Origin of the sequence: Zhongshania antarctica (genome assembly GCF_014202945.1) — a bacterium.
Lineage (GTDB): Bacteria > Pseudomonadota > Gammaproteobacteria > Pseudomonadales > Spongiibacteraceae > Spongiibacter > Spongiibacter antarcticus.
Map to the genome: position 1 here is coordinate 436,932 of NZ_JACHHW010000001.1, position 13,155 is coordinate 450,086.

At 50.0% G+C, this 13,155-nt stretch carries 13 protein-coding genes; all 13 read right to left on the bottom strand.

Annotation, left to right across the window (positions count from 1 at the left end; translation table 11 throughout):
- Positions 1-7: 7 nt before the first annotated feature.
- Positions 8-811, bottom strand: coding sequence for an acyl-ACP--UDP-N-acetylglucosamine O-acyltransferase (gene lpxA, locus HNQ57_RS01985; RefSeq protein WP_184460935.1), 804 nt, complete (start codon positions 809-811; stop codon positions 8-10).
- Entirely contained in the window at positions 808-1,248 is a 441-nt protein-coding gene (gene fabZ, locus HNQ57_RS01990) for a 3-hydroxyacyl-ACP dehydratase FabZ (protein ID WP_184461122.1), read from the bottom strand. The genes lpxA and fabZ overlap by 4 nt, the downstream gene beginning before the upstream one ends.
- Positions 1,249-1,268: 20 nt before the next feature.
- Positions 1,269-2,297, bottom strand: a complete 1,029-nt coding sequence (lpxD, locus tag HNQ57_RS01995) for a UDP-3-O-(3-hydroxymyristoyl)glucosamine N-acyltransferase (protein WP_184460936.1) — start codon at positions 2,295-2,297, stop codon at positions 1,269-1,271.
- Positions 2,297-2,806 (bottom strand): OmpH/Skp family outer membrane protein, encoded by a 510-nt coding sequence (locus HNQ57_RS02000; protein WP_184460937.1) that lies wholly within the window; start codon positions 2,804-2,806, stop codon positions 2,297-2,299. Before HNQ57_RS02000 ends, lpxD begins: the two co-directional genes overlap by 1 nt.
- A 31-nt stretch (positions 2,807-2,837) precedes the next feature.
- A complete protein-coding gene (bamA, locus tag HNQ57_RS02005; protein WP_184460938.1) occupies positions 2,838-5,435 on the bottom strand; it encodes an outer membrane protein assembly factor BamA in 2,598 nt (865 codons plus the stop codon).
- A 90-nt stretch (positions 5,436-5,525) separates the two neighbouring features.
- Positions 5,526-6,884 (bottom strand): RIP metalloprotease RseP, encoded by a 1,359-nt coding sequence (rseP, locus tag HNQ57_RS02010; protein WP_184460939.1) that lies wholly within the window; start codon positions 6,882-6,884, stop codon positions 5,526-5,528.
- Between the two features lie 64 nt (positions 6,885-6,948).
- Positions 6,949-8,127, bottom strand: coding sequence for a 1-deoxy-D-xylulose-5-phosphate reductoisomerase (ispC, locus tag HNQ57_RS02015; RefSeq protein ID WP_184460940.1), 1,179 nt, complete (start codon positions 8,125-8,127; stop codon positions 6,949-6,951).
- Positions 8,127-8,963 carry a phosphatidate cytidylyltransferase gene (locus HNQ57_RS02020; RefSeq protein ID WP_184460941.1) on the bottom strand — a complete coding sequence of 279 codons (837 nt, stop codon included), beginning with the start codon at positions 8,961-8,963 and terminating at the stop codon, positions 8,127-8,129. Before HNQ57_RS02020 ends, ispC begins: the two co-directional genes overlap by 1 nt.
- Before the next feature lie 34 nt (positions 8,964-8,997).
- Complete coding sequence (uppS, locus tag HNQ57_RS02025) at positions 8,998-9,735, bottom strand: polyprenyl diphosphate synthase (RefSeq protein WP_184460942.1); 738 nt, start codon at positions 9,733-9,735, stop codon at positions 8,998-9,000.
- A gap of 18 nt (positions 9,736-9,753) precedes the next feature.
- On the bottom strand, positions 9,754-10,311 hold the full coding sequence (gene frr / locus HNQ57_RS02030) for a ribosome recycling factor (RefSeq protein WP_184460943.1): 558 nt from the start codon (positions 10,309-10,311) through the stop codon (positions 9,754-9,756).
- Entirely contained in the window at positions 10,308-11,060 is a 753-nt protein-coding gene (gene pyrH / locus HNQ57_RS02035; protein ID WP_008248856.1) for a UMP kinase, read from the bottom strand. The genes frr and pyrH overlap by 4 nt, the downstream gene beginning before the upstream one ends.
- Before the next feature lie 89 nt (positions 11,061-11,149).
- On the bottom strand, positions 11,150-12,013 hold the full coding sequence (tsf, locus tag HNQ57_RS02040; RefSeq protein ID WP_184460944.1) for a translation elongation factor Ts: 864 nt from the start codon (positions 12,011-12,013) through the stop codon (positions 11,150-11,152).
- Between the two features lie 112 nt (positions 12,014-12,125).
- A complete protein-coding gene (gene rpsB, locus HNQ57_RS02045) occupies positions 12,126-12,875 on the bottom strand; it encodes a 30S ribosomal protein S2 (protein ID WP_008248852.1) in 750 nt (249 codons plus the stop codon).
- Positions 12,876-13,155: the final 280 nt, after the last annotated feature.

Below are 13,155 nucleotides of genomic sequence, written 5' to 3' on the forward strand. Positions count from 1 at the left end.
ACGCAATTTAGCGCACAATACCGCGCTGAGATTGTTGCAAAGAGTCCGCCAATAATTGCACGTCTGGAAACTCGGCAATCAGCGGCGCCAATGCCGTCAATGCCTCTTCCACCGTGTTGTTCTGGCGATAAATAATTTTGTAAGCGCGACGAATTGCCGCAATGCTCTCGGCAGTAAAGCCTCTGCGTTTTAGGCCTTCGCTATTGATTGTTTTTGCCTGGGCTGGGGTGCCGCTCACCGTAACGTAGGCTGGCACGTCTTTACTGATGCCACAGCCAAAACCGGCAAAACTGTGGGCACCGATCAAGCAAAACTGATGTACTAGCGTATAACCACTCAATATTGCCCAATCACCAACCACAACATGGCCAGCAAGCGAGGCATTGTTTACCAAGATACAATTATCACCAATCACCGAGTCATGCCCCACGTGAACATAGGCCATCAGTAAATTCTTATTACCAATTATAGTTTTACCGCGATCTTGTATCGTTCCGCGATGAATCGTCACACCTTCACGAATCACATTATCGTCGCCAATAATGAGTTCAGTTTTCTCACCCTTGTATTTCAGGTCTGGGGTGTCGTCACCAATCGTCGAAAACTGAAAAATACGATTGTTTTTTCCAATTTTGGTCGGCCCCATCAACACAACATGAGAGCGAATTTCACAAGATTCGCCAATTTCAACATCGGCGCCAACCATCGTCCACGGACCAATCGTGACCCCAGCACCGATCACCGCACTGGGATCAATAATCGCACGAGGGTCTATAACAGCCGTAGCGTGGATATTTTCAGTCACAATCACTTACTCTTCCGGTCGATACACAAAATTGTCGCAGACGCAGCCAGTTTGTCTTCCACATAGGCCTGGCATTCAAACTTCCACAAGCCGCTTTTATCTGACACATACTGCGCTTTGAGAATAAGTTGATCACCAGGCACCACCTGACGCTTGAACCGCGCTTTATCAACGCCAGCGAACATGTAGATCGAGCCTTCCGCCGGTTTTTTATCTAGGGTTTTAAACCCTAGAATTCCCGCTGCTTGCGCCATCGCCTCTATAATCAAGACACCGGGCATAATTGGCAGTTCGGGAAAATGGCCATTAAAATGGTTTTCATTGCCGGTTACATTTTTCAGAGCAACGATTGATTCACCTAGCGTAAGCTCAAGTACCCGGTCAACTAAAAGAAACGGATAGCGTTGCGGCAGGTATTCTTTAACTTCATTGATGTCCATCAGCATGACTCAGCTTTCATCCTTTACTTGTTTTTTAACTTTTTTTCCAGAAACATGACTCGCCGAAACAATTCGTCGAGCTTCGCAAATCGCGCAGCATTTCGCCGCCAAACACTCGTCTCCATCATTCCCGTACCGCTAGAATAGGAGCCCGATTTCATAATAGATCTAGTAATTAATGCTCTGGCCGTAATATGCACTTGATCGGCAATTGTTATATGCCCCACCACGCCCACATTGCCGGCAAAAGTACAGCGCTCCCCGATAACCGTACTACCCGCAATCTGGCACGCCCCTGCCATTGCCGTACCATTCCCCACAATCACGTTATGCGCAATCATCGTGTAATCATCGCAGATCACATCGTCACCAATGACGGTATCTTCTAGGGCGCCGCGATCAATGCAGGAATTGGCCCCGATTTCGACTCGATCGCCAATTCTAACGCCGCCTAACTGGTGAATTTTTTGCCAACCTTGGACGCTTGCTGCAAAGCCGAAGCCATCGGCACCGATCACAACACCAGAGTGAATGACAACGTCACTACCGATACTTACGCCGTGATAGATCGACACATTGGCGTGAATATAACAATTATTACCGATTCGTGAATTAGCGCCTATAACCGTACCGGGACCTAACACCGTGCCTGCGCCAATGACAGCGCCTTTCTCAATAACACAATTTGCACCAACACTCACCGAGTCATCAACGTCTTCCGCAACAACGACCGCGCTAGGATGCACTCCTGCTCGGGGCTTTTCCAAGGGGTCAAACAGCGCGCTGGCCTTTGCATAAGCGAGATAGGGGTCCGCTGCTAGCAAGCAGTTACCACGATAATTGACAGCAAGTTCAGGATGGAGAATCACCGCGCTGGCAGAGCTATTCTGCAGCGCGGCTTTAAATTTACTATTTGATAAAAAACTAAGATCACCATTATTGGCGGTAGCAAGAGGCGCTATACCGGCCAATATGGTTGCGGCGTCACCCTGAAAATCTAATTCCAAGACCGCCGCAAGTTCAGCTAGGCTGAATGTTTTCGCCGCGGACATTACTTAGCGTTGTTCAACTTATCAGCCACTTTAGCGGTAATATCGTAACTGCTATCAGCGTGAAGTACTGATTTACGTGGTAGTAACAGGCCGATGTTTTCGTCTTTAACCAGCTGAGGCAGAATCGCCTGCAGTTTTGGTCCCAGCTCTTGCAGAATAGACTGTGCTTCCTGCTGATTAGCACCTTCGATCTTACGGGCTAAATGCTCGCCATCAGCACGCGCGGCGTCTATTTTGTTCTTAGTCGCTTGACGTTGTTCAACGCTAAGAATATCGAAATCTTTCTGGAACTGCTCAACAATCTTGTCGTAGTTCTTCTTTAAAGACTCTAATTCAGAGACATTCTTTTTATAGTCAGCTTGATTGCGCATAGCGGTTAAACGCTTTTTCGCCATATCGGTATTCAGCACTGCAGCTTCAACATCAAAAACCGCTATCCGACCTTCTGCAACAGCGCCGCAAGCCCATAAAGCCATAACAGCAACGGCAACTACCTTATAAAACTTCATGAAAAACTCCTATCCATTATTTTACTATCAGTTAGAAACTACGACCCAATGAGAACTGAAAGATTTCAGTATCATCAATTTTTTCTGGATTCAGCGCCCGACCTAAGCTAAAGGTCAGCGGTCCAAAGCCGGTAATCCAAGTTGCCCCGACCCCTGCTGAATACCGTAAATCCGATACACCCGGTGTACTGCAGTTAAGCTGAGTAGCACCACAACTCGTGCTGAACACATTGCCCGCATCAATGAAAAAGCCGCTGCGAACAGAGCGTTGATCTTTTACAAAAGGCAACGGGAAGAGCAATTCAATACTGCCTTCAACGAGCACATTGCCGCCGAAGGGGTCTGGATCGCGACGACGGCCACTGGTGCTATCAACCACCAGCTGCCCAGTAACAGGATCTAGAACGTAGGCGCCTTGCGCAGATAGCGCACGGGCATTGCCGTCGGCGTCTATCGCGGTTGCCGCTTGGCTTATGCGGTAAATGTCAGCAGTTGAGCTGCGCGGACCAAGGGTATTACTTTTATAGCCCCGTACCGAGCCAAAACCACCGGCATAGAAGTTTTCATAGAAAGGCAGTTCATTTAGCTCACCATAGCCGTCGCCATAACCTAATTGGGTACGGAAGCGGAAGGTAAAGCTATTCGTTAACGGTACATATAGCTGGCCTTCGTAGCCTAATTTAAAGTACTCCAGATCAGAACCGGGAACCGCGACTTCAACTGACAGCGACTGGGAGGCACCTCGGGTAGCTAATAGGCCACGGTTCAAGGTCGACTGGCGCCATGACATACCGGCGGTAAAGTTATTAAATTCTTCACCGTATTTATCTAGAAAGCCTTCTTCCTCGGGTTCTATTAAGGCGCCTGGGTAATCAGTTTCAAGCGAAGCAATATTTTCAAGCACTTCGGCAACGGTATATTTCCCAGTGGTAACGTCCTTGGTACTGACAAAATAGTTATCGATAATATCTAAGAGCCGCGGACTGGTTTTGATCTCTTTAACGGCACTTACACCAGCTTCTATTAAGGTGCGATTAAAGCCCAAACTAAAGCCCAAACGCTCAGTTTCAGAAATAGGGTAACCAAAGTTCACGCTACTACCGTAAGTATCAGTCGTATAGCTCGCTACGTTAATTTCTTCGTAGTCTGTGGTGCGGTAATACACTGAGAAACCACGGCTAACGCCATCTTCGGTGAAGTAGGGGTCTGTGTAATTAAAGTTAACACTGGTGGCAAAGTCGCTGCGCGAAACGCCGAAACCAACCTGCTGACCAGTACCAAAGAAATTGTTCTGTTGAATATTCGCGCTCAGTAGCAGGCCGCTATCCTGAGAGAAACCCAAGCTGGCGCCAAGACTACCAGAGCTTTGCTCTTCTACTTTATAGTGCAAATCAATCAGATCATCGCTACCTGGTATTTCTAAGGTATCAACCTTAGCTTCCTTAAAGAAACCTAAGCGCTCCAAGCGTACCCGCGACAATTCAATTTTATCAGCCGATGCAGGCGCGCCTTCAAATTGACGCATTTCACGGCGCAGTACTTCGTCTGAGGTACGTGAGTTACCTTCGAAATCAATACGGCGAACATAAGTCCGCTTACCAGGATCGATAAAAAACTTTAGCGCGACAGTTTTTGCGTCTTCATTGCGCTCTGGAATGCCGCGCACCTTGGCAAAGTTATAGCCTTCATTACCTAAGCGCTTGGTTAAAAACTCTTCGGTACTGGTCACGAGAGCTTGCGAGAACACTTGGCCTTCTTTTACTAAAACAAAACGTGACAAGTCGTCTTCAGGTAATACCAAATCGCCGGACAGTTCCGCGCCGCTAACGGTGTATTTTTCACCCTCTTCCACATTCACGGTGATATACACTGACTTTCGGTTAGGGCTAATGGCGACCTGAACCGAGTCGGCATTAAATAATAGGTAGCCGCGGTCCAAGTAGTAGGAGTTAAGCTTTTCGAGATCGCCTTTTAGCTTCTCACGAGAATATTTGTCTGCGCTGCTGAAGAAGGAAAACATGCCGCCTGTCTTCAATTCAAATAGATCGAGTAGGGTCTCGTCGTCGTAAATGGTATTGCCAACAATATTGATGTGTTCGATGGTCGCGTTGCTGCCTTCATCGATAATAATGCTAATCGACACGCGGTTGCGAGGCTCAGCAACCACATCGGTTTCAATACTAGCATCGTAGCGCCCCTGAGAAACGTACTGCCGAGTTAGTTCCATGCCCATGGTTTCTAGCGTCGAGCGTTTAAAGACCTGCCCCTCTGCCAGCCCCGCCCCTTTAAGGCCGTCCATCAGCGCCTCTGTCGCTAGCGCTTTGTTGCCTTCCAAGCTAATGGCGCTGATTGCAGGGCGTTCAACCACCCGCACCACCAGCACATCACCGTCAACACCAATTTGAATATCATCGAAGTTACCGGTATTGAACAATGCCCGCGAGGCATTCGCCAAAGATCTGGGTTCAATTTGGTCACCGACGCTGATCGGCAGCGCCGAAAACACCGTTTCCGATGAAATTCGTTGCAAACCCTCAATACGGATATCCGTCACTGCGAGTGAATCTTGGGCCGAGGCGAAAAAGCTCGCCGACCACAGAAAAAGACTAAGTGCTAAAAGGCGTTTCATCAACAGCTAAAAACCAAGGCTCGGGGCGACTGCCAAAACATAACCAACAGCGCCAATATGTAAGATAAAAAGCATCGCATAGACCAAAAATTACAGCCGCAACACATCGTTATATAAAGCAAATACCATGACAAAAACTACCAACACCAAGCCCAGCTGATTCGCCCAGATCTGAACTTGTTCAGCGACGGGCTTACCGGTCAGCCACTCAAAAAGCGCGTAAACTATATGTCCGCCGTCCAAAACAGGAATTGGCAGTAAATTCAGTACGGCAAGACTAACACTCAATAGCGCCAAAAACGTCAGCCAAGAAAAAAAGCCGTACTGCACTGAGGAGCTGGCCACTTTAGCAATGGTTATAGGCCCACTCAAGTTTTTTGGTGATAACAGCCCAGTCAGCATCTTTTTAATAGATGTCAACGTAAAAACGCTCATCTGCCAAGTTTTATCGACTGCCGCTACGGCGGCACCCAAAATGCCGTAATCTACGGTACGCTGCATCTCTTTCGGCCATTCTGGCATTGCAACACTGACGCCCACATAACCGTAAGCATTGGCAGACTCATCAAGTTTGCGTTCTGGGGTAATCTGTAACTGTCGCTGCTGACCATTGCGATCAACCAAAAGAGTCGCACTTTGCTCGGGTATGCCCCGCACATAGTCAACCCATTCAGACCAACTAGCAACGTCCTTACCGTCAATAGCCAACACCACATCGCCCGACAGAAGACCTGCACGCTCAGCGGGACTATCGGGCATAATTTTATCCAGCGTGGGCAACAGCGCCGGTCTATACAGGGTCACACCTAATTCCCGAACCGGGTTGGGTTCCTCGACACCTTGCATCCAGCCACTTAACGCTACCGTGCTCTCGTACACCAGATCCGAGTCGGGGTACTTGAGCGACAAATGAATATCGCCGTCCTCGCCAATGCGCTCTAACAACTGCATTTGGAGGGTCTCCCAGGTAGGCGTCGCCGTACCATCTACTGCAATAAACTCCTGCCCTGCAACAATCCCGGCCCGCGCCGCGAGAGATCCTGCCTCAACTTCAGCCACAATAGGCGCTACACCCGTCACACCATTTAAAAATATCAGCCAATATACGAAAATCGCCAAAACGATATTCGCCAGCGGTCCAGCCGCAGCAATCGCAATTCGTGATTTTGGGGTAGCGCGATTAAAGGCCTGACTTTGCAGCTCAGTGGGAACTGGAGCTTCGCGCTCGTCCAGCATTTTAACGTAGCCGCCTAGCGGAATGCCTGCGACGACGAACTCCGTACCACTGCGATCAGTCCAAGTCAGTAAAGGACGACCAAAGCCCACGGAAAATCGCAAGACTTTAACGCCGCAGCGTCTCGCCATCCAAAAGTGGCCATACTCATGCACGGCAACCAGTATTGCCAAGGTTGCTATCGTCACCAAAATTGTTTGTAAAATATCTAGCACGCCTGTCGTCCCTTATCTGAGCCTGTAAGCAGCCTTGGTAAAAAGCATTTCATTATATTACGTACTAAGCCCGAATTTTAGCGCTAATAAGATCAACAGCTAAGGCCCTCGCTGCCGAGTCCGCAGTTTGGACATCAAGCAAAGACTGGGGTTCACCAATATTTGTCTGCGCCATCACGTCAGCGATGACCTGCGCAATATCGACAAAGGCGAGCTCACCATCCAAAAATGCCGCCACTGCAATTTCGTTCGCGGCATTTAATACTGCTGGCGCCGTGCCGCCACGAATCGCGGCGTCCCTGGCCAAGCGTAAACAAGGAAAACGCTCCTCGTCTGGCGCTTCAAAATCGAGACGGGCCTGACTTATTATATCCAGGCTCGAGACCCCAGAATGAATGCGCTGCGGCCATGCTAGCGCATGGGCAATAGGGGTTCGCATATCTGGATTACCCAACTGCGCCAATACCGAGCCGTCCACATACTCTACCATCGAGTGAATTACACTCTGGGGGTGAATAATAATTTCAATCGTCGCTGGGTCTGTCTGAAACAGCCAGCAGGCCTCGATGAGTTCAAGGCCTTTGTTCATCATTGTCGCAGAATCAACTGAAATTTTGCGCCCCATCGCCCAGTTGGGGTGGGCACACGCCTGGTCTGGTGTAACGGTAGCAAGTTCATCGAGGGGCGTAGCGCGAAATGGCCCACCAGAACCGGTTAGCAATATGCGCTGAACGCCCTGGGCTTTAATGCCGCCCTCCGCGGCTAGGGGCAAGCATTGAAAAATAGCATTATGTTCGCTGTCGATAGGCAGCAGGGTAGCGCCGCTTTTAGCGACGGCATCAATAAACAACTGACCAGCCATTACCAGCGACTCTTTGTTCGCCAACAAGACCTTTTTACCCGCTTCGACCGCTGCCAGTGTCGGCAATAAGCCCGCTGCGCCAACAATCGCTGCCATTGTGATGTCAGCAGCAGCAGCGACCTCACACAAACCGGCTTCGCCGCTCAACACTTCCGTGTTACTGCCGGCGACGCGCAGCCGCTCCGCAAACTCTGCAGCCAATCCCGCTTCACGTAATACAGCGTAACGTGGGGAAAATGCCATAACCTGCGCAAACAGTTCGTCCGCGCTCGTATTGGCAGTGAGTGCGTAAACAGAATAGCGATCTGGGTGGCGAGAAAGTACATCAAGCGTGCTAATGCCAATTGAGCCAGTAGAACCCAGCACTGTAACTGACTGCATTACACCCATCCCGAGACAATAAGGCCAAGCGCAAATACCGGTGCAGCGGCGGTAATACTGTCGATCCGATCCATAATGCCGCCGTGGCCAGGCAGCAGATTACCGCTGTCTTTAATACCGCGATGGCGCTTGATCATGCTTTCCAATAAATCACCCAGCACGGAGGCCAAACCGGTAACCAGGGCTAGGCCTAACGCTGCGGGCAAGCTTATTGGCATACCCTCGGGCCAAATTCGCCACAAAATCGCCATCAGCGTCAGGCAACTGACCAAACCGCCCCAGAACCCGGCCCAAGACTTGCCCGGACTCACGGCAGGAGCCAACTTAGCTTTGCCAAAGGCTCGCCCAGTAAAATAAGCGCCAACATCGGCCGCCACAACCAAGCCAATCACCACCAGAATGAGATAGACGCCTTCGGGCAAACTCCGCAAATAGCTCAGTGCCAACCACGCCGGCACCAACACCAACAGCCCCATTACACTGCGCGCACCTTTAGAACCCCACAGACCGGAGCTTAAGGGGTAAGCTTTAACCCACAACAGAGCAATAGCCCACCACAAACAAGCGGCAATAAAAATCTCGCGTAGCACCAAAAAGTTTTGCTCGGCGTACAAACCAGACTGCCAGGCAAGCAAAGCCATGCCCAGCGCGCACACCGCAACATAGATACTGCGGCCAGTGCGGCTGACAAAGCCGCTAAGATTCGCCCACTCCCATGCCGCTATTAATACTGCCAGCGCAAAAACGCCAGATAAAGCCGCCACTGACAAATATGCCAAGGCCGCAAAAAGCGCTAATACGATCAGCACCGCGGTGATGATCCGCTGCTTTAGCATAATTTGACTCCCTTAATTTATGATGGCCGCATTATTATTCTTCATCTCGACCACCGAAGCGTCGATCTCGCTGAGCATACGCCAGCAAGGCGCGATCTAACTCGGCCGCATCGAAATCTGGCCAAAAACAATCGGTGAAATACAGTTCGCTATACGCCAGCTGCCACAGTAAGAAGTTACTAATGCGCTGTTCACCCGCGGTGCGAATACAGAGGTCTGGCTTGGGAACATCGGCCAAAGACATATGTCGATCAAACAATTCAACATCAAAATCATTCGGCGCCAGCGTGCCAGCCTGCACTTGCTCGGCAAGCGATTTAGCCGCGCTCACAATATCCCACTGGCCGCCATAATCCACAGCAATCACTAGCTGGGTATCGCGATTAAATCGGGTTAGTTGCTCGCTGTAATCCATTTGCTTGCGCAGGTTTGCCGAGAATTGATCGCGCTTGCCAATAAAACGAATGCGCACACCATCGGCGTGAAGCTGCTTGGTTTCCGAGTCTAGGTAACTCGAAAATAAGCGCATCAAAGCCTGAACCTCAAGACTCGGCCGCTGCCAATTCTCACTGGAAAAAGCAAACAAGGTCACAACCTCAACACCGCGCTCACGAACCAATTTCAGCAGTGGCCGAATGACTTCAACACCGGCGCGATGGCCAGCCGAAGACTTGAGTCCCTGGGCTTTGGCCCACCGATTGTTGCCATCCATAATGATGGCAACGTGGCGAGGAATACTTAGAGATGCGGCTGGCCGCGTAGATACTGCCATGACAAGGATTTTCGCCGCTTAGATAACCATTAGGTCAGTTTCTTTGGCCGCAAGCGCCTTGTCGACTTCTGCAATAAACTGGTCGGTAATTTTCTGAACTTCGTCTTGGGCGCGACGCTCATCATCTTCGCTAATTTCTTTTTCTTTTAGCAAATCTTTGATATCAGACAGTACATCGCGACGCGCATTGCGAATCGATACACGCGCACTCTCTGCTTCATGACGTGCAGTCTTGATATAGCCCTTGCGGGTTTCCTCAGTCAGCATCGCCATGGGAATACGAATGACGCTGCCAGCAGTACTTGGATTTAAACCCAAGTCAGACTTCATCAACGCCTTTTCTACGTCGGGAACAATATTCTTTTCCCAAGGCGTAACGGTTAAGGTCCGCGCGTCTTCAATACCAATATTAGCCACTTGCGACAGCGGTGTATCGGTACCGTAATAGGACACGCGTACACCGTCGAGCAGGCTCGGATGCGCGCGACCGGTGCGAATTTTGTTAAAATTGCTGCCTAGCGCCTCAATGGCCTTGGCCATACGTACTTTGGCGTCTTCTTTCAGTTCATTAATCACGCTGTCTTCTCCTCGCGCTTAGTGGCGGCCACTAACGTTCCTTCTTCGCCACCAACAACAATATTCAAAAGAGCACCCTGCTGCTCCATCGCAAATACCCGCAAAGGCATATTATGATCCCGGCACAAACAGATGGCCGTAAGATCCATTACCTCGAGCTTTTTGTCCAACACCTCATCATAGCTGAGGTAATCGTATTTAACGGCACTCGGGTCAAGCATTGGGTCTGCACTGTAAACGCCATCGACCTTAGTTGCTTTAAGTACCAGGTCGGCGTCCATTTCAATACCGCGCAGACACGCCGCTGAGTCGGTAGTAAAAAACGGATTACCAGTACCGGCGGCAAAAATAACCACCTCACCACGACTCAAGGCCCTAATCGCTTTGCGGCGATCATAGTGATCTACCACACCACTCATGGGTATGGCCGACATCACTGAAGATTTTATATTACTTCGCTCCAACGCGTCACGCAGCGCCAAAGCATTCATGACTGTGGCCAGCATGCCCATGTGGTCGCCGGTCACTCTGTCGAGCCCCGCCGTCTGCAATGCTGCGCCACGGAATAAATTACCGCCACCCACCACCAGACCAACCTGCACACCAATACCAACCAATTGCCCTACTTCCAGCGCCATGCGGTCCAAGACCTTGGGGTCAATTCCAAACCCCAGACTCCCCATCAGAGCCTCGCCACTTAACTTCAGAAGTATGCGCTTGTATTTCTTATCCCGGCTTACGCTAGACATTTTCTACCCCACCACATTGCACGATATTTTTAAGATTTGTATATCGCCTATAGTAAATCGGGGCCCGTAGGCCCCGTTTACTGAGTGGCTTAGCCTTTCAGCTGAGCAGCCACCTCGGCGGCAAAATCCACTTCTTCTTTCTCAATACCTTCACCCACTTCAAAGCGGACAAATTCTTGTATATCTGCGCTGCTGTTTTTCAGCAACTTGCCTACCGTCACTTCAGGGTCTTTAACAAAGGCCTGATCAACCAGTGAGCTTTCGGACAAGAACTTGCGAATACGGCCGTCGATCATCTTCTCAATGATTTCAGCAGGCTTGCCGCTTTCTGCCGCTTGGGCAGTGAAAATCTCACGCTCTTTGGCAATTTCTTCCGCCGGCATGTCTTCCGCTTTAGCAACACGTGGGTTAACTGCAGCAACGTGCATTGCCACATCGCGAGCCAACTCAGCATCGCCGCCTTTTAGCGCAACCAAAACCGCGATACGGTTATTAGAGTGAACATAGCTATCCACTACGCCATCTTCGGCAGTAACCACCAGCGCACGACGCACACCAATGTTCTCACCAATTTTCTGAACTAGCGCTTCACGCGCAGATTCCAACTCACCAGCCATCAGCACAGCAATATCAGTTTCTTTACTGGTGAACACTTTATCAGTAACCAATGCCGCAAAGGCAAGGAAACCTGGCTCACGCGCAGCGAAGTCAGTTTCGCTGTTCACTTCAACAACCACGCCGTAGCTACCGTCTTCGGCAACTTTAGTGGTCACAACGCCATCAGCCGCAGTACGACCGGCCTTTTTAGCCGCCTTCATGCCGCTTGATTTACGCAACTCTTCAATTGCCAAATCGATGTCGCCGTTGGACTCATTGAGTGCTTTTTTACACTCCATCATGCCCAGGCCAGTGCGATCACGTAATTCTTTAACCATTGATGCTGATACAGCCATCCTAAAATCCTCGTATTTGAGCTTAAGCACGGCCGTTCAAACTGACCCTACTCAATATATATCCAAAAAAAGGGGGCCGCGCCCCCTTTCGCAGACTGCTTGGCGGCGAGTATTACTCGGCAGCGCTTTCGCCTTCTGGGCTTGCAGCAACTTCAACAAACTCATCTTTTGCTACAGCGTCGTTAGCGGCGGCATTGATAGCCACGTCAGCAACAGCAGTAACATAAAGTTTGATGGCGCGAATCGCGTCGTCGTTACCAGGAATAACAAAATCAACACCGTCTGGGTTGCTATTGGTATCCACGATTCCAAAAACTGGAATACCCAGCTTATTGGCTTCTTGAATCGCGATCCGCTCGTGATCAACGTCAATAACAAACAGGGCGTCTGGCAGACCAGCCATATCCTTAATACCACCAATGGAGCGTTCAAGCTTCTCCATATCACGGCGACGCATCAGGGCTTCTTTCTTGGTCAATTTGTCAAAAGTACCGTCTAACTGCTGAGCTTCAAGCTCACGCAAACGACGCACTGACTGACGAATGGTCTTGTAGTTGGTCAGCATGCCACCTAACCAGCGGTGACTTACAAAAGGCATACCCGCGCGGGCGGCCTGCTCACCAATGATCTTGCTTGCAGCACGCTTAGTACCAACAAACAGGATTTTGTTCTTATTTGCTGCCATCTTGGCAATTGCATCCAGCGCGCTATTCATCGCAGGAACAGTATGCTCAAGGTTGATTATGTGGATCTTGTTACGAGCACCAAAAATATACGGTGCCATTTTTGGGTTCCAGTAGCGAGTCTGGTGACCAAAGTGAACGCCGGCTTGCAGCATTTCACGCATGCTTATATGTGACATGATTTTTCCTTAATTAACATCGGGTTACAAACTTGCAGAGACCCCGTAAGCCAACCCCAGCTTTACTGGAGCACCCGGGATTACGTGTCGGTTTCTGCGCGTCATTTAACCAATTACAGCAGACGCCATAATTGGGGCGCGTATTTATACCACAGAGCCCTCGTCACATAAAGCCAAAACCGCTTTTGACGCTAAAATTCCCCGCCACCTTCGCCACATTATAAGCGATGGTTTACAATAGCGTGCTTTGGTCGCCTGACACTTGCGAATATCGGTACTC